Genomic DNA, 16819 nt, shown 5'->3' with positions numbered 1-16819 from the left:
CATCCAGTTTACATGTGACGACCGTTTTTACAGCATTAAACCTGCCCCGCGGCAGGAGTATACTTCTAAATCTGATCAGCGTTAAAGTTTCTCGATTACACGCAGTTTGGCGGAACGGGATCGCGGATTCTGTTCCAGCTCCTCATCGGAAGGAGTAATCGGCTTCTTCGTAATCCTGCGGATATCCGCCTGTTTCACCGCATCACCGGCAAGCTCCGGCGGCAGCCCCGCAAGAATGCCCTGATCCGGATTGGCACGCTTCTGAAAGGCCTGTTTGACAATCCGATCCTCCAGCGAATGAAAGGTAATGATGGCAAGCCGTCCTCCCGGTGCGAGTACATCGCAAAAGGCATCCACCGCCCGTTTCAGCTGTCCGAGTTCATCATTGACCTCTATGCGGATCGCCTGAAAGGTTCTTTTTGCCGGGTGAGGGCCCTCTCTTCTGCTCGCCGCCGGTATGGCGCGCTTGATGATGTCCACCAGCTCCCCGGTAGACTCAACCGGATGCTCCGCTCTGGCCCGGACGATGAACTGCGCGATCCTGGCCGCCCAGCGTTCCTCCCCGTATTTAGAAATAACCTGCTTCAATTCTTTTTCACTATAAGTATTTACAACATCCCAGGCGGAGAAGTTATCCTGCTGGTTCATTCTCATATCTAGCGGCGCATCGTGCATATAGGAAAACCCCCGTTCCGGCTCATCGAGCTGGAAGGAAGATACCCCCAGATCCAGGAGCGCTCCGTTCAGAGGCGGAAGATTTCTGTCCTTAAGGATATCCTTGATGTCAGAGTAGTTGCTCTGGACAAAAATCTTCTGGCAAGAGAATTCCTGTAAACGGCCTTCGGCCGCCTGCAGAGCATCCCGGTCACGGTCTATTCCGATCAGCATGCCGTCCTGATTCAGCCGTCTGCAGATCTCACTGGAATGACCGGCACCGCCCAGCGTTCCGTCAGCATATACCCCGGAAGGATCAATATTTAAATTTTCCATGCATTCCCGGAGCATGACCGGAACGTGATGAAACTCCATGCTTCCTCCTAAAAGTTGTATTTTTTCAATGCCTCCGCAAACTCATCCGAATCCATCCGGCCTTCATTATCCGGAGTTTCCCAGATTTCTCTGCTCCAGACCTCGATCTTGCGCATTGCGCCCATGGTAACCAGGTCTTTCTGGATTCCGGCATACTGGATCAGTTCGGACGGGATAACGATTCTTCCCTGTTTATCAAAGGAACATTCTGCTGCATTGGCAAAAAAATGACGGATGAAGGAGCGTACTGCCGGATCAGATTCCGGAAGTTCACTGATTTTCTCTTCCAGCTTCTCCCAATCATCCATGGAATAGATTTCCAGGCAGGGATCGATTCCCTTTGTAAGAATACAGACACCGTCAAGCTTGTCGCGAAAACGGGACGGAACGATCATACGGTTCTTCGCATCTATAGAATTGTGATAGGTGCCCATGAACACGCAGCGGCTCACTCCTTTTCCAACCCGCGCTTCTGCAGGCAGATGCCTGCTTACACGCACCTTAATCTGTACATCGCTCGAGAATTCACTTCCCCACTGTTAAATCTGACACCATTTTACACCACTTTCCCCCACTTTTCAACAAAAGAACAAGCCAGCCCCCACTCCGGCAATTCCGCTAAAATGCCTGAAAACTCAGCCTTCTGACCAGCCCTTTCAGGCATATAAAAAAGGCAGCCTGAAAGATATCGGGCTGTCTTCTCGTATTCCTTGAATTGATCGTTTCCGGATCCGTCCGGGACCCGAAAAACCGGACTTCTGCTTTCCGTCCGCTTACTTATTTGTGAAAATCGAACGCTCTTTTCTGCGGCGTTTTGGATAGCGGGTTCTTCTTCCGCGTCCGCCTCCGCCGAAGATATCTCTGTCGCGTCTGCGTCTTCCACCGAATCCGCCTCCTCTTCCGCCTCTTCCGCCACGGAAGATATGAACCAGAAGGATGATCAGCAGAATAACGACGGCAATTACGATGGCCGCAATCGCAAGAAGAATACCGGCAACACCGTTTGTCTCCTTCAGCAGATGGCTTGGAAGAATGCTTCCGTCATAAACCATCCGGACACCAGTCTTACTGTACTTAGCCGGAACGGATCCCATCGATTTCACATATCTTGCAGCCGCCCCCCAGACTTTAACCGTCTTCTTTCCGTTTTTCAGATACGGAACCGTGCTGAGCGCATGGCCGCTGGAGTCCTTCATAGAAACACTCAGGGACTGTCCATGGCCTTTGGAAATATTCTTCAGTACTGCCGCTGCATTTTCATCAGCAACCACCAGGTAGCGCTTATTATCATCCACCTTTGTCTTCCGGCCATTCTGATCGACCAGACGGAACTGGTAAACCTTATTGCTCAGAACACGGTGCGGATTGTAGATATAGGACACTCCGCCAAAGTACAGCCGTTTTGATGCATCACTCTTATATTCCGATGAAGTGAGCTCCGCGACATTCTGGAGTTCCTTTCCGGTCAGATAGAAATATTTTAATCCCTGTCCGGCGGTTCCATTGCTGCTTCCGCTTCCAAGATCGGCATACACATCTCCGGATGTCAGCGTTCCCTTAGAAAACACACCGGATACCGTCTTCGGAGACATGATGGATATAATATTACTCTGTTTAACGCCTGCCATGTGACGAGCCGCATAGATGTAAGAGTCCGTCAGCAGATTCGTGAAGCCGAGGTCCGTCTTACTCTGCGACAGTGCAGAAACCGTTCCGAAATCCGTCGCGTTGTCCGCAAGAGTCTCACTGAACGGAAGACCGTACTTTGAGAAATATGCGGAATCACTGAGTTTGTTGAACTTCTTGATTTCAGAAGTTACAGATGCCTTCTTGGAGACCTTGTTCAGATCAGCCTTGATGACCTTGCTGTACTTATAGGATTTTCCGCTCGTCTTGAACACGACGGTGTTCAGAGAAGATGCCGCCGCACTCTGTACGACTGCTGCCTTTCCGGAAGATGCCTGCGTCTTTCCCTTTCCGCCGCCGGTCAGGACCAGATCCAGTCCGGAGATGCTGCTCAGTCTGCTGCTCTCAGAAAGCGAATCGGAATCCGTCGTATTGGCCAGGCAGACGATCAGATCCGGATCCTCTTTCTTCTGGATCTTCTTAACGGTCTGTTCTGCCGTCTTTACGTAGTCGCTGTATTTCACGCCGCTGATTCCCGCCTTGTCAAAGGCAGACTTGGAAATAACGGAGAATACCGCGATTTTCTTTCCATAGCGTGTGATTAGCGTATAATTTTCAACCCCAAAATTCTTATATGCTTTCTTCAGGGATCCGCTTACGGATACATTGCTGCAGGACAGATAAGGAACAATGTCCTGGCTCTTTACTGCAGTATTCAGCGCAGATGCAAGAGAAGATGCGCCAAAGGAGAATTCTCCGCTTCCGATTCCGGCAGCATCATAACCTGCCGAACCCATGATCCGGTAAACCGGAGCCTGGCTGCTGAAAACAGCAGACAGCGGTGCCTCAGAAGAAGCATTTCCCGTATCCATCAGGAAGGAAACCGGATAGGCTTTCTGCTCATTGGTATAATACGTTCCGATGCGGTCCATATTGGAAACGCTGTCAGACGCTCCGCCGGTAAAGCTGATGGCGATTTCATCTTTATGACGTTTCTGCTGCTTATGATTGCTGTCATAGTAGTAGCTGGACAGTGACTTCAGGCTGTAATCCGCCTTGCTTGCCTGATGTTTTGCAGATCCGGAAGATGTGTCCTTGCTGCTCTCTTTTGTCGAAGAAGCAGAGGAAGACGTGCTTCCTGAAGTGGACGTACTGCCGGAAATCGTTGAACGTCCCGAAGTCGAGGAGGAAGATGTGCTTCCTGAAGTTGTGCCGGATGTCGATGAATTCCCAGATGTATTAGAACTGTAGTTCCCGGACCCGGACGTTGATGAACTTCCTGACGTACTGCTTCCGGAAGTCCCGCTCTGACTTTGTCCAGATGTGCCTGAAGACTGTCCGGAAGTCGATGTTCCCTGGCTCTGCTGTGAGCTGGAAGACGAACTTCCACTCTGCCCTCCGGCTGTCGGTTCCGCAAACGCAATCTCCGCAGACGGAAGAAGCATCATCATCGAAGCCATTACAGCAACCGCAATGATTCCCGCGCGTTTTAAAAACTTCATATCTATCTCTCCTCTATAGCTGTTTCAGCTTTTCCTTACTCAGACTTATTCCTGCTGCTTTCTGTTTATTCCCGGATTGATTTACTTCGCCGGGAACCGCAGATTTTTCTGACGCGTGTCTTCCTGCATCAGACTCTGCAGCTGATCGTCATCCCACAACGGGTGCTCCAGCGTTTTCAGTCCGAAAATCATCTCTACGTTTTTCCGTTCCCCGATCTGCGAACGCATCACATATACCTGCTCTGCACGCGGATCCTTCGCGAAAGAACGTTCGGTCTCCGCACCGAAAACTTCAATTTCCGAATTCAGAAGCGCCTCATGAATAAAACGGATATTCATAGACGTGACCATCTTCTGCTCAATATCCGGAATACAGTTCCACAGCATGTCCGGATAATAGGTATTATTCATATGCCCGTTCAGATCCACAGCGCTGTAACGCACACGCTCATTCCCGAGCCTCTTCATTTCAAGATCTCCCGGTACATGGAACCTGCGGGGGAGATCAAGTTCCAGCTTCTTTCCCGCCTCGTACTTTGAAAAATCAATCTCCGATGTGCGGATCAGCCTGCCGCTGTGAATATCCGTAAGTGCCCATTCCGAATAGGCCTGCGCACACAGGGTATCGTCTCTGTAGATCTGGTAGCAGCGGACATAGGTTGCCGCCTTTCCCTCGCAGACCCAGCAGCGGACATCGATTTCATCATACTGATGCAGCTGTTCATAGATTTCAATTGAAATTCTTGTGATTACAAAGGACTTTCCCGAAAAAAACAAGTCATAATAACTCGGCTTATTGTCCCTCATCTGATGGTTTGCCGTCTCCTGCATAAACCGCAGCACCATGGACGGCCGGATATTATTATTCACATCCACATCATGACTGCTGACAGCATAATGCTCTGTGTAGTACATATCTTTCCCCTCTCCAAACATACTCTTTTTCATGGGCAGCTCCGCGCAGATCACAAGTGCCGTTTCCCTTCAATTCCACGCAGTCCCCCAGACAGTTGTAATTATTATATCATACACAAAACTTTTTTGTGCTTCAAGGCTGCGATTTGCTATTAATATTTCTTAATTTCTACAGTTTCATGCTGAAAAATCCTGTTCACACACTCATTTCCCCTGTTTTGCACCCCATTCCGCCGTTTCAGCCAGGACATTCCTCCGCGTCAGTCCTTCTGCATGCAGACAAAAAGAAAACAGGAAGAGGCCTTCCAAATTGAAAGACATCTTCCTGCAAACCCTGTCAGCTCAGAGCTGTCAGCCTTATTTAATGCACTCCATTCCTCTCTGCAGTGCTTCCATGTTCATCGGAACCAGTTTTGCCTTACGTCCCGTGAACATGTTCTTAATCATTTCCTGTACCGTTTCAACCTTCAGAGCGCCCGTTGCCTTGACATAGGCACCCAGCATAACCATGTTCGCTACCTTGGTGTTTCCAAGTTCTGTCGCAATGTCGACACATGGAACATAGAAAGACTTGACATCTGTTCTTTCTACCTTCTGTTCAACAACGGAGCTGTTGACGATAATCAGTCCGCCTTCAACAACTCTCGGCTCAAACTTTTCCAGTGCCGGCAGATTCATGGCAATCAGCTCTGTCGGATGTGTAAATACCGGAGAACCGATCGGCTTGTCGGAAATTACGACGGAGCAGTTTGCTGTACCGCCTCTCATCTCCGGGCCGTATGACGGTGCCCAGGTAACTTCCAGTCCTTCATCCATTCCGGCTTCTACGAGGGATTTACCGATTGACAGCACACCCTGTCCACCAAAACCGGATACTGTAATCTGCTTCTTCATCTTTTATCCCTCCGCTCTCGTATCTTTAATTACACCCAGTGGGTAATATGGAACCATGTTCTCTTTCAGCCACTTGCACGCGTCAACCGGAGAGAGTCCCCAGTTGGTCGGGCATGTAGACAGAACTTCAACGAAGGAGAAGCCGTCTCCATCCAGCTGACGCTGGAATGCTGTCTTGATTGCTTTCTTTGCCTTATTCAGGTTCGGAATATCGGTTACACATACTCTTGCAACATAGCTTGCTCCGTCCAGTGTAGCCAGCATCTCTGCCTCACGGATCGGGTATCCGGCCTGCTCAACGGTTCTTCCCAGCGGGCTGGTGGTTGTCTTCTGTCCGATCAGTGTTGTCGGAGCCATCTGTCCTCCGGTCATGCCGTATGTCGCGTTGTTGACAAAAATGGTCGTGATCTTCTCTCCTCTTGCTGCTGCGTGAACGATTTCTGCCGCACCGATGGATGTCAGATCTCCATCACCCTGATAGGTGAATACCGGCATATCCGGATGTGTTCTCTTGATTGCCGTTGCTACCGCAGGAGCTCTTCCGTGCGCAGCTTCCTGCATGTCGCAGGCAAAATAGTTATATGCAAATACAGAACATCCTACCGGGCATACACCGACTGCACTGTCGATAATTCCCAGTTCTTCCATCGTCTCTGCAACCAGCTTGTGAATAATTCCGTGGTTGCATCCCGGGCAGTAATGAAGTTCTGTATCGGTCAGTCCCTTTGACTTCTGATATACGATTGCCATATCACGATCCCCCTTACTTCAAACCTTTCATCGCTTTCTCGGCGATCTCTTCTACAGTCGGCATTACGCCTCCCGCGTGTCCCAGGAATTCGATCGGCTTGCGATCCTGAACAGCAAGCTGTACATCCTGAATCATCTGTCCTTCACTCATTTCTACAACGAGGAATTTCTTTACGGAATCCTGCTCTGCAATCTTTCTCAGAGCGTCATATGGATACGGCCATACCGTCTTCGGACGGAAAAGTCCGGCCTTGATGCCGTGCTCTCTCAACAGTTCCATTGCAGACAGGGAAATTCTGGCCGGGGTTCCGTATGCGACCAGAACGACTTCTGCATCGCCGCAGTCTTTTTCTTCCCAGCGGCACTCATTTTCCTTCATCTTCTGGAACTTCTTCTGAAGCTCTGTATTGAAATTATTACACTCTACAGGATCGATGTAGAGGGAATTAATAATATTATGATGATCTCTTCCGTGACGTCCGGTTGTAGCCCAGTCCTTCGGCGGAAGATCTCTGTGCTTGATCTCATGCCATTCGATCGGCTCCATCATCTGGCCGATCAGTCCGTCGATCAGCAGAACACATGGATTTCTGTACTGATCAGCGATATCGAATGCTTCCTGAACCATGTCTACGGCTTCCTGCATGTTGCTCGGTGCCAGTACTACGTTCTCATAGTCACCGTTTCCGCCGCCTCTGGTTGCCTGGAAGTAATCTCCCTGTGCAGGCTGAATAGTTCCGAGTCCCGGGCCGCCTCTCATGCAGTTGCAGATGACGCATGGTACCTGCGCTCCTGCCAGATAGCCCATGCCTTCCTGCATCAGAGCAAATCCAGGAGAAGATGTGGTTGTCATAACTCTGGCGCCTGCTCCTCCGGCTCCGTAAAGCATGTTGATTGTTGAAACCTCAGATTCCGTCTGCAGAAATACTCCGCCGGACTGAGGCATATGCAGGGACATGTACTCCGGAATCTCACTCTGCGGAGTGATCGGATAACCGAAATATGCCGTGCAGCCTGCTCTGATCGCTGCTTCTGCGATCGCTTCGTTACCTTTCCATAATTCCTTAGCCACAGCAGTTCACTCCTTTCTAAAACTTCTCTACCGTAATGATTGAATCCGGACAGATCTTTGCGCAGCTTGCACATGCGATGCACTGGCTCTGATCCGTAATGCCCGCAGGATGATAACCCTTAATATTTGTGTGTTCCATATCCAGAGCCAGAATATGCTTTGGACATACCGTTACACACAATTCACACCCTTTACATCTGTCGGTGTTAAATGTAACCTTGGTCTCCATATGCTGTACACCTCCTGTTCAACAGCTGAATTAAACTTCCCAGGGTTTTTTCAAATATATATTGATCGGATACACGTCACTTTCACCGGAAGCAAATTTCGCTTTCTCTTCGGTGTGGCAGACCGTGTCCAGACCAGTATGTTCAGAAATTTCCGCGCAGATCCGGCGGCCTTTTTCCAGTTCTCCTGCCGTCGTTTCTCTGCAGAGATGCGTGTTGTCAATGATTCCATCCGCCTTCAGCCCGCTGGCCTTTTCGATTTCCGCAATATATGCGGCGGCTTTTTCTGCCGTGTCCGTCTGCGGCCGGTTCGCATTTACCACAACCAGCATCGCGTGCGGAACATTTGCCAGCCACCTCGTATATCCGCGGAGGACATGCGCTCCGGCCGGATCTCCTCCCACATCGAATATCGTGAAAAGATCCTCCTGATCAAACGCTGCTCTGATGTCCGCCGGCAGTGTCGGCAGATCCGCATCTGAGGCCGAGCGCGAGCTTGCCATCATCCGGATTCCGTACTTTTCATATAATGAAGAATAATCTCTTGAACGGAAATACGGATTGACGATATCCAGATCTGCAATCGCGACGCGTCTGCTTTTTTCTCTCTGGGCCTGGTCAACCGCCAAATTCATAGCAATCTCTGTTTTTCCGCTGCCATAATGCCCGGTGATAATCAGCACCTTATCAGCATCGCAATATTGCTTCAATTTATCTGTCATGTCCGGCATCTCTTCATCTCCCCTATTTTTTATATTTTTAGAATATTCCAACCCAACACGTATGTCAATAGATTATCAAATATAATCAAGTTTTGTCTAAATATTTCTTTTGTTTTTGTGTTTCAAACACAAATTATACTGTATACCTTAAGACGCCAATACAGATGTCAATGTCCTGTAGTTCCCATTATTTCAACATTTACACCCGATTCCATTTCAAGACAAAACTCATCTGCAAGAAGGCTGCTGTGATTTTAAGCACTCTTTACTTCAGTCTGCTAAACTACGATATTTTTTTACTAGTTTTTATAATAGCTTTTTGATATAGAGTCACAAAAGTATTGAAATCCTGTACTTTTCATGTTCCGGATCGGCCGGCCAGACAGCGGGAAGCCTGCTGCCGCTTGCGGAAAGCACAAAAAAGGGCAGAATACCCGCGGCTCTGCCTGAAGCTGCGGAATCTGCCCTTCTGTTTCCTTGCTCGTCTGCTTTTTGTCCGGAGAATTAAAGCATCTCTGCATCGTCCGGAATCTTGAATTCATTCTGTCCGTTCATCAGAAGCGGAACGTTTTTCGCGGACTCTTCCACGTATTCGCGTACAAAATCGGTAAATTCCTTTACCAGGACACTGACGTGCGCATTCTTCTGCCAGAGGAGTACATATTCTATGTACTTGGACGGCTCGGTAATGACCTTGCGGACGATATACGGGTTCGGTGTATAGGTGGTCTGCGGGAAAATTCCGATCCCCACATGCTGCTCACAGAGCGCGATGGTATCGCTGTAGCTGGATGTGCTGCAGACAACATTCGCCTCTTCTCCCACTTCCCGGAACCATCTTCTGAGCGCTCTCGCCCGGGACGGTCTCTGCGGACCGATCAGCGGTTCCCCTTTCAGAAGGGAAAGCGGAAGTTCCTCCCCCTCTCGCTGTGCAAGCGGATGGGCCTTCGGAATGACCGCAATCCATGGTGTTTTTCCGACGCTGAATCCGCTGAATTCCTCTTCATCGTACGGCGCCGCGGCGACGGCCAGATCGGAAAGTCCCTGATCCACTCTTTCCAATGCGTCATCGCTGGATCCGTTTGCAAATTCAAAGCGGACCATCGGATTCTTCTCACGGAAAGCAGCAATCCAGCGTGCTAAATAGTACGGCGCACGGCCGTCTACCACTGAAATATTGATGGAGCCGGCAAGCTTGTCCGTCATTTCCTGCAGATCCAGACGTGTCTTGTCCGCCAGCGTCAGCATTTGCTCGGCTCTGTGCACCAGTGTCTGTCCCGCCTCCGTCAGCTGAAGCTGCCTCCTGCTCCTGTCAAACAGTTTGACACCGAGATCCTGCTCCAGATTCTGAATCTGCTTGCTCAGAGGCGGCTGACTCATATGAAGCCTTTCTGCGGCCTTGGTAAAATTAAGGCACTGCGCCACCGTCAGGAAATATTGTAAATTGCGAAAATCCATAATCCAACCTCCCGTTTCCCTGTCTGGATAAGAAAAGATTCTTCATCCCGTTCAGGCCTTCTTCCCCTTTTTCCCATATGATACAAAAATAGTATCATAAAACGCATGATTTTTGTATACTTTAACGCAAAAAATGTGGTATAATCATTATGTATAGAGAAGGCGTGTATAAATGAAATGCACGGCCTCTCCTGAGCTTTTATGGATCAGCAGATCCATGCGGACATCCTTTCTCCGGGATATTCGCATAAAGTGAAGTAAAACAAATCAATCCAATCCAGGAAAATATCCGCTATCCGGCGGATATTTTCTTTTTTGTTTCTGCCGGACTGAATCTGCTATAAATATACACCGATATCTTTTCTGCTCATATAAAATTAATTCTGATATTCAGACTACAATTAATTTTTCCGTATTCTTTCGAAATAGCCTAAAAAATTTTCTAATAAATTATTGTAAATCCCTAAATTTTGGTTCATAATATATGAACCGATCGAATATTGTTCTTGTACAATAAACATAACTTACTTTATTCATTATTATTCATGAAAGAGAGGGATTTTTATGTCACAGAAATCTTCGCAGCGTGGAAGCTTTAATTCCAACTTCGGCTTCCTGATGGCTGCAGTCGGCTCCGCAGTCGGCCTTGGCAACATCTGGGGATTCCCGTACAAAATGGGAATGAACGGAGGTTTCGCCTTCATTATTATCTACATAGCCATGGCCGTATTCCTCGGCTACCCACTGATGGTCGGCGAAATCGCCCTGGGACGCAAGACCGGAAAATCCGCAGTCGACGCTTATCACGACTGCGATCCGCGCTTTACCTTTAATGGTGTGTTCGAAACCATTGTTCCGTTCTTCCTGCTCTGCTTCTACTGTGTTCTCGGCGGGCTGGTCATGAAATACATGGTGGTCAACTTCGGCGACATTTTCCATGCAGGCTGGGGCGTTAACGGAACAGACCCGTCCAAATACTTCGGTAATTCCATCGGTCATGTCGGTGTCGACCTCGCCTGGATGTTCGGATTCCTGTTTATCACTGCTGTCATCATTATGGGCGGCGTATCCAAGGGAATTGAAAAATTCTCCAAGGTCGCCATGCCGGCACTTTACCTTCTGCTTCTCATTACAGCAATCCGCTGCTGCACACTGAAAGGCGCCGTCGGCGGACTGAAGTTCATGTTCAAGCCTGATTTCTCCATTCTCGCCGGAACAGGATGGCTGAAAGTCATGGCAGCAGCAGGAAGCCAGCTCTTCTTCTCTCTGTCTCTCGCATCCGGATGCCTGATCGCCTTCGGATCCTACATGCAGAAAGAAGACGACATTCAGAAGAGTGCATTCATGATCCCTCTTCTGGACACTGTCGCAGCACTTGCAGCAGGTCTCTGCGTAATGCCTGCCGTATTTGCGGAAGGACTGCAGCCTGCAGGAGGCCCTGGACTTCTCTTCGTCTCCCTTCAGTATGTATTCCAGAAAATGGGAGCCGGCGGACCGGTCTTCGGCTTCATATTCTACCTTCTGGTATTCATCGCAGCACTCAGTTCCTCCATCGGCATGATGGAAGGCGGCGTTGCCGCACTGATCGACAGCCGTCTGAAGAAAGGCAAGTCCTCCGGAAGAATCGGCATGGTTCTCCTCGCCATCTGCACAACCTGCATCGGCGCATTCCTGGTTGCCTATGACCAGCTCGGCGGAAATACACATTTCTGGAAGCCTTTCGGAATGGGCAGCTGGCTCGACGTATTCGATCTGGGCGCAGAAGGCATCCTGATGCCGCTCGGCGGACTGATCATGGCCATCCTCTTCGGATGGGTGCATTACGGATATCTGGATGATGAAGTTCAGATCGGATCCAACTACGGAAGCCGCAAGTTCGTCAACTTCTGTTTTCGCTGGATCTGCCCGATCGTCATGGCATTCATCGTATTCGTTCAGATCAGCAGCTTCTTCTTCAGCAAGACTGGCTGGTACATGGCACTGTTTGGTTAGTGATTCAGGCATCTATGCCTGTTAAACTTCCTTCCAATATCCTGCGGCCCGGGCACTCTGCCCGGCCGCATTTTTTTCTTCTTTCCTTTCCAGCTGCCTGTTCATCTTCAGTCTGTCCCATCCCCATCTGCCCGATTCCGTTTTCTGGACAAAAGCCAGCCTGGCAAGTGACCGCCTTATCTGACGCATTCCCTTGTCACTATGCCTCCGGCAGAAGCTCGTTCCGCGCCTTTTAACCCCTAGCAAATTGGTATGTATTTACAAAAACACCAGAACTGAAGCCGGTTGTATTGTCGTTCATACACAAATTCAATACTTTTTTCTCTTCTCTTGTTAAATTTTCTCCAATCTCCTTTGACATCGTGACAACACTTACATAGAATAGTATTGTCAATCGAGCGGTGATATTCTGAATATCTTATATAAAATCCAAAAATAATATTTTCACGATTCAATAACCAAGGGAGGTTATATTTTATGTCTAGTTCTAATAACGATGCCCAGTTCGAGAAGGTTCTGGGTTCCGGCGACATCCTCGTCATGGCATTCGGAGCCATGATCGGCTGGGGATGGGTGATCTCATCCGGTGACTGGATCAGCAGAGGAGGCGTTCTCGGAGCCGCGCTCGGATTCGTGATCGGCGGCATCGTCATTTACTTTGTCGGCATGACCTACGCAGAGCTGACCACAGCAATGCCGATGACCGGCGGCGAGCACATTTTCAGCTATAAGGCGCTCGGACCGACCGGTTCCTACGTCTGCACCTGGTCGATGATTTTCTGCTACATTGCCGTTGTCTGCTATGAAGCCTGCGCATTCCCATCGATTATTACCTATATTTTCCCGGGATTCTTAAAGGGGTACTTATATACAATCGCAGGATTCCGCGTTTACGCATCCTGGCTTGCCGTAGCACTGCTTATCGCCGCAGGAACCACACTGGTCAACCTGATGGGAGTCAAGGCAGCCGCTGTCCTTCAGACCGTCCTGACACTGATCATCGGAGGTGTCGGCATTCTCCTGATCGTATCCTCGGCCATCAGAGGCGATTCTTCCAATCTGATGCCGCAGCTTTTTGTCGGAAATACTGCTGGTTCTGCCTTCAGTCACGTACTGAACGTTGCCGTCGTCACACCATTCTTCATGATCGGCTTCAACGTCATCCCACAGGCAGCATCGGAAATCAATGTTCCGCTGAAGAAAATCGGAAGAATCCTGATTCTCTCCATTATCCTGGCCGTCGTCTTTTACGGATTCGTCATTCTGGCCGTAGGCAATCTGCTGAACCCGGCAGAACTGAAGGCCTCCATGAATTCCGCAGGTGGACTGGTCACTGCAGATGCCATCGCAAAGGCCTTCAATAGCGCAGTAATGGCAAAAGTTCTGATCATCGGCGGAATGTGCGGAATTATCACAAGCTGGAATTCCTTCCTGATCGGTGGATCCAGAGCACTGTACTCCATGGCAGAATCCTGCATGATTCCGAAGTCCTTCGGAAAGCTGAGTGGAAAGAATAAGATGCCGGTCCGCGCAATCCTGCTGATCGGATTCCTTTCCATGCTCGCACCGTTTGCCGGCCAGAAAATGCTGGTATGGATCTGCGACGCCGGAAACCTGGGCTGCTGCATCGCATACTGCATGGTCGCAGTTTCCTTCGTCATCCTGCGTAAGAAGGCGCCGGACATGAAGCGCCCATTCAAGGTCAGACATGGCAGATTCGTCGGATACGGAGCCATTATCACATCCGGATTCATGGTTGCCATGTACATCATTCCGGGTTCCGGAAGCACACTGACCGTTCAGGAATGGATGATGGCAGGTGCCTGGGCCCTGATCGGAGCCGGATTCTACATTCACAACAAGAGAAAGTATAAGGAGCGCTTCGGATACATTGAAGGCATCAGCTGCGTCGCCGAGCACGGACGCCGCTGCCAGGAGAAAGTCTACGCCTTCGATCATTCCGGAAAAGTTTATGCGGATGAAAATGAGAACGAGCGTCAGACTGCGTAAACGTCACGTTTTCACCTTACATTTCTTTTAACGGCCGGCAGAGGAGGCCATGAGATCCCGGACAGCAGCTGCTGTTTCACTGAGGTCCCGGTTTTCCCTGCTGACCAGATACACATCACTTTGAAATACATCTTCTTCCAATATCCCGCATAGAAGCCCGTCCTCGTCAGAAAGCGCGGACTGCGGCACCAGTGCGGCTCCCAGCCCGGACTTCGCCATCTGAAGCGCAGTCCGGGCATCGTCGTTTATGCAGAAAATCTGCGGGACGACTCCCTCCTGCTCACACTGCATGCGGAAAATCTTCTCCCATCTGCGGTAGAGGATCAGCGGCCGCGCCGCCAGGTCAGCCGCCTTGACCCGGATGGTTTTTGTCCCTTCCGCCTCCGGAAACATCCCCGGCAGTCCCACCGCGGCCAGACAGTCCCGGCGGAGCAGAGTTTTCTGAAGATGCGGCTCAGCAAACGGCGTACGGACCACGCCAAGATCGATTTTCTCGCTCTCTAGCATGTCCAGAACTTCATAGGAATTTCCCTCATACAGTCGCAGCTGAAGATCGGGAATTTCCTTTTTGCACGGCTGAGCATCCGGCAGACCGCATCCCCTGCAGCCGATGAAATCAAGCCGATCCTCACCACGCCCCGGCGGCCCTTCTTCAAATCATTCATTTCATCAAAAATCGAATCTTCTGTTTCCAGCATCTGCGAAGCATAACGCTGAAGCACGCGCCCTGCCTCTGTCAGGGTGATTTCCCTGCTTCCGCGGTGAAACAGAATCAGCCCGCACTCTGCCTCCAGAAGTGACATCTGACGGCTCAGAGGAGGCTGAGACAGGTGCAGACGCCTTGCCGCCGCTGAAATACTCCCTTCCTCCGCAATCACCAGAAAATGCCTTAACTGCCGAAGTTCCATGATCTGCACCCCTTTCCGCATATACCCATACCTTTATTATATTGATTCATCTCAACTATATATACACTATATACCAAAAAGCATGCTAGCATAAACTTACAAAAGCAAGTAAGAATGAACCACGGGCCGGGAGGCCGCGGACATCTGCTCCACGGTCTCCCCGATAAGCCCGCCGGACTTCTGAATGCATCGCAAGATACCCTGCGGAAAGGAGAATCACCTGTCATGAATGCACGCAGCAATCCAGAACTTCACACAACTTCATTAAATACCGCCGGAAACAAGGCATTGAAAAATGCTGGATCATCTCCTGTAAAGAGCGGAGAGATCAATTCCGGAGAAATCCGGCCAGCCCATAAGAGCAGACCCGCACTTTACCTGGACCTCTTCCTGACCTTTGCAGGGATCGGCGTTTCCACATTCGGGGGCGGCTACGCCATGCTGCCGATTCTGCAGCGGGAAGTCTGCGACAAGCGCGGCTGGGCCACCGAGGAAGAGCTGATGGATTACTACGCCATAGGACAGTGCACACCGGGTGTCATCGCCGTGAACACCGCCACATTCGTCGGCTGCCGGATCGCAGGAACGCTCGGAGGAATTTTCGCAACCCTGGGCGTAATCTTCCCGTCCATCGTCATCATCTGCATCATTTCCGCATTCCTGAAGAACTTTGCACACAGCGCCTGGGCCATCCACGCATTCAGCGGAATCCGCGCCGCCGTCTGCGTCCTGATCCTCGATGCCGTCGTAAGAATGGGAAAGAAATCCCTGGTTGACCGCTTCTGCATCGCCATCTTCCTGGCCATCCTCGCAGGCTCCCTTTTCCTGCACCTGTCGCCGATTCTGTACGTCGTTCTCGCAGGCGCCCTGGGCGTTCTGATCAGCCGTGTGACAAAACGCAATGCGTAAGGAGGAAAAATGATGTTTACACTTTTACAGATGTCCTGGGAATTCTTTAAAACCGGCCTCTTCGCCGTCGGAGGCGGCCTGGCCACCCTCCCTTTCCTTTACGATATGTCCGCCCGCATGGGCTGGTTCTCCACCAATGACATTGCCGACATGGTCGCCGTGTCCGAGTCCACACCGGGGCCTCTCGGCGTCAACATGTCCTCCTATGTCGGTTTTACCGCCATGGGCGTTCTGGGCAGCGTCGTCACCACTTGCAGCCTGGTCCTGCCGTCTGTCATCTGCATCCTGATCATTGCGCGGGTTCTGGACAGATTTAAGAACGCCGCAGCAGTCCAGCAGATCTTCTACGGCATCCGGCCGGCCTCCGTTGCCCTGATCAGCGCCGCAGGCCTGCAGGTCGCAAAAATTTCCCTGCTGAACATCAAAGTTTTCCAGAAAACCGGCATCCTGATGAACCTGTTCAACTGGAAAATGATCATTCTTGCCGCCGTTGTCCTGATTGCTTATAAGAAGTTTAAATTCCATCCGATCGTGTATATCCTGGCCGCAGGCGCAGCAGGAGTCGTGATTGGAGGGTAATATCAGAGAACGCATTCCCTATAGCTGCCTGAAATAATCACCTTACTGTAAATACCCGACAGCTCGATTGATATCATCAATGCAATTAACTATAAATGAGATTTAAAACCTAAAACAGCGGGTCCGGGAATCCTCCACTCCCGGGCTCGCTGTAACTATTGAGAACGACGAAGAGCCTGACCCTTCACTTCTCATCATTTACTTTCATACTTGTCGTATTTGTTCA

At 50.2% G+C, this 16819-nt stretch carries 16 protein-coding genes; 4 read left to right on the top strand and 12 right to left on the bottom strand.

Annotation, left to right across the window (positions count from 1 at the left end; genetic code table 11):
* Positions 1 to 81: 81 nt before the first annotated feature.
* The 10 genes from rsmH to ACI77B_RS05870 all read right to left on the bottom strand — a co-directional run bounded on the left by rsmH (position 82) and on the right by ACI77B_RS05870 (position 10195).
* Positions 82 to 1029, bottom strand: coding sequence for a 16S rRNA (cytosine(1402)-N(4))-methyltransferase RsmH (rsmH, locus tag ACI77B_RS05915; RefSeq protein ID WP_409335971.1), 948 nt, complete (start codon positions 1027 to 1029; stop codon positions 82 to 84).
* An 8-nt stretch (positions 1030 to 1037) separates the two neighbouring features.
* Complete coding sequence (gene mraZ, locus ACI77B_RS05910) at positions 1038 to 1529, bottom strand: division/cell wall cluster transcriptional repressor MraZ (RefSeq protein ID WP_409335970.1); 492 nt, start codon at positions 1527 to 1529, stop codon at positions 1038 to 1040.
* Between the two features lie 273 nt (positions 1530 to 1802).
* Entirely contained in the window at positions 1803 to 4157 is a 2355-nt protein-coding gene (locus ACI77B_RS05905) for a 5'-nucleotidase C-terminal domain-containing protein (RefSeq protein WP_409335969.1), read from the bottom strand.
* 81 nt (positions 4158 to 4238) lie between these two features.
* On the bottom strand, positions 4239 to 5105 hold the full coding sequence (locus ACI77B_RS05900) for an acyl-[acyl-carrier-protein] thioesterase (protein WP_409335968.1): 867 nt from the start codon (positions 5103 to 5105) through the stop codon (positions 4239 to 4241).
* Positions 5106 to 5429: 324 nt separating this feature from the next.
* Positions 5430 to 5966, bottom strand: a complete 537-nt coding sequence (locus ACI77B_RS05895) for a 2-oxoacid:acceptor oxidoreductase family protein (RefSeq protein WP_409335967.1) — start codon at positions 5964 to 5966, stop codon at positions 5430 to 5432.
* 3 nt (positions 5967 to 5969) lie between these two features.
* The gene (locus tag ACI77B_RS05890) at positions 5970 to 6716 is read right to left on the bottom strand and encodes a thiamine pyrophosphate-dependent enzyme (protein ID WP_409335966.1); all 747 of its coding nucleotides are present in this window, start codon (positions 6714 to 6716) and stop codon (positions 5970 to 5972) included.
* A gap of 13 nt (positions 6717 to 6729) precedes the next feature.
* Positions 6730 to 7788 carry a 3-methyl-2-oxobutanoate dehydrogenase subunit VorB gene (gene vorB, locus ACI77B_RS05885; protein WP_409335965.1) on the bottom strand — a complete coding sequence of 353 codons (1059 nt, stop codon included), beginning with the start codon at positions 7786 to 7788 and terminating at the stop codon, positions 6730 to 6732.
* A gap of 16 nt (positions 7789 to 7804) precedes the next feature.
* A complete protein-coding gene (locus ACI77B_RS05880; RefSeq protein ID WP_409335964.1) occupies positions 7805 to 8017 on the bottom strand; it encodes an indolepyruvate ferredoxin oxidoreductase subunit alpha in 213 nt (70 codons plus the stop codon).
* 30 nt (positions 8018 to 8047) lie between these two features.
* Positions 8048 to 8737 carry a hypothetical protein gene (locus tag ACI77B_RS05875; protein ID WP_409335963.1) on the bottom strand — a complete coding sequence of 230 codons (690 nt, stop codon included), beginning with the start codon at positions 8735 to 8737 and terminating at the stop codon, positions 8048 to 8050.
* A 504-nt stretch (positions 8738 to 9241) separates the two neighbouring features.
* Complete coding sequence (locus ACI77B_RS05870) at positions 9242 to 10195, bottom strand: LysR family transcriptional regulator (RefSeq protein ID WP_409335962.1); 954 nt, start codon at positions 10193 to 10195, stop codon at positions 9242 to 9244.
* 564 nt (positions 10196 to 10759) lie between these two features.
* Here ACI77B_RS05870 and ACI77B_RS05865 point away from each other — a divergent pair.
* Together ACI77B_RS05865 and ACI77B_RS05860 are read left to right on the top strand one after the other, a co-directional pair.
* Positions 10760 to 12187: a sodium-dependent transporter gene (locus ACI77B_RS05865; protein WP_409335961.1), complete on the top strand. Its 1428-nt coding sequence runs from the start codon at positions 10760 to 10762 to the stop codon at positions 12185 to 12187.
* A 477-nt stretch (positions 12188 to 12664) separates the two neighbouring features.
* Positions 12665 to 14197 carry an APC family permease gene (locus tag ACI77B_RS05860; protein WP_409335960.1) on the top strand — a complete coding sequence of 511 codons (1533 nt, stop codon included), beginning with the start codon at positions 12665 to 12667 and terminating at the stop codon, positions 14195 to 14197.
* Between the two features lie 27 nt (positions 14198 to 14224).
* On the opposite strand, the gene ACI77B_RS05855 is transcribed toward ACI77B_RS05860, so the two are convergent.
* Both ACI77B_RS05855 and ACI77B_RS05850 read right to left on the bottom strand, forming a co-directional pair.
* Complete coding sequence (locus tag ACI77B_RS05855) at positions 14225 to 14710, bottom strand: LysR family transcriptional regulator substrate-binding protein (protein WP_409337704.1); 486 nt, start codon at positions 14708 to 14710, stop codon at positions 14225 to 14227.
* Complete coding sequence (locus ACI77B_RS05850; RefSeq protein ID WP_409335959.1) at positions 14698 to 15105, bottom strand: LysR family transcriptional regulator; 408 nt, start codon at positions 15103 to 15105, stop codon at positions 14698 to 14700. The genes ACI77B_RS05855 and ACI77B_RS05850 overlap by 13 nt, the downstream gene beginning before the upstream one ends.
* Before the next feature lie 378 nt (positions 15106 to 15483).
* Between ACI77B_RS05850 and ACI77B_RS05845 the strand changes: the two genes are divergently transcribed.
* Positions 15484 to 16014, top strand: a complete 531-nt coding sequence (locus tag ACI77B_RS05845) for a chromate transporter (RefSeq protein ID WP_409337703.1) — start codon at positions 15484 to 15486, stop codon at positions 16012 to 16014.
* A 9-nt stretch (positions 16015 to 16023) separates the two neighbouring features.
* Positions 16024 to 16593, top strand: coding sequence for a chromate transporter (locus ACI77B_RS05840; RefSeq protein WP_409335958.1), 570 nt, complete (start codon positions 16024 to 16026; stop codon positions 16591 to 16593).
* Positions 16594 to 16819: the final 226 nt, after the last annotated feature.

The organism is Eubacterium sp. F2, assembly GCF_046244355.1.
GTDB lineage: Bacteria > Bacillota > Clostridia > Peptostreptococcales > Anaerovoracaceae > Aminicella.
Note: the sequence above shows the minus strand (reverse complement) of the source record. Positions and strands in the feature narration are given on the sequence as shown.

Bases quoted from the DNA above. Each gene is read 5' to 3' on its own strand.
- ACI77B_RS05905 (WP_409335969.1), bottom strand. From the start codon at position 4,157: ATGAAGTTTTTAAAACGCGCGGGAATCATTGCGGTTGCTGTAATGGCT.
- ACI77B_RS05860 (WP_409335960.1), top strand. From the start codon at position 12,665: ATGTCTAGTTCTAATAACGATGCCCAGTTCGAGAAGGTTCTGGGTTCC.
- ACI77B_RS05870 (WP_409335962.1), bottom strand. From the start codon at position 10,195: ATGGATTTTCGCAATTTACAATATTTCCTGACGGTGGCGCAGTGCCTT.
- ACI77B_RS05840 (WP_409335958.1), top strand. From the start codon at position 16,024: ATGATGTTTACACTTTTACAGATGTCCTGGGAATTCTTTAAAACCGGC.
- ACI77B_RS05880 (WP_409335964.1), bottom strand. From the start codon at position 8,017: ATGGAGACCAAGGTTACATTTAACACCGACAGATGTAAAGGGTGTGAA.
- ACI77B_RS05865 (WP_409335961.1), top strand. From the start codon at position 10,760: ATGTCACAGAAATCTTCGCAGCGTGGAAGCTTTAATTCCAACTTCGGC.
- ACI77B_RS05875 (WP_409335963.1), bottom strand. From the start codon at position 8,737: ATGACAGATAAATTGAAGCAATATTGCGATGCTGATAAGGTGCTGATT.
- ACI77B_RS05895 (WP_409335967.1), bottom strand. From the start codon at position 5,966: ATGAAGAAGCAGATTACAGTATCCGGTTTTGGTGGACAGGGTGTGCTG.
- ACI77B_RS05850 (WP_409335959.1), bottom strand. From the start codon at position 15,105: ATGGAACTTCGGCAGTTAAGGCATTTTCTGGTGATTGCGGAGGAAGGG.
- ACI77B_RS05890 (WP_409335966.1), bottom strand. From the start codon at position 6,716: ATGGCAATCGTATATCAGAAGTCAAAGGGACTGACCGATACAGAACTT.
- ACI77B_RS05900 (WP_409335968.1), bottom strand. From the start codon at position 5,105: ATGAAAAAGAGTATGTTTGGAGAGGGGAAAGATATGTACTACACAGAG.
- rsmH (WP_409335971.1), bottom strand. From the start codon at position 1,029: ATGGAGTTTCATCACGTTCCGGTCATGCTCCGGGAATGCATGGAAAAT.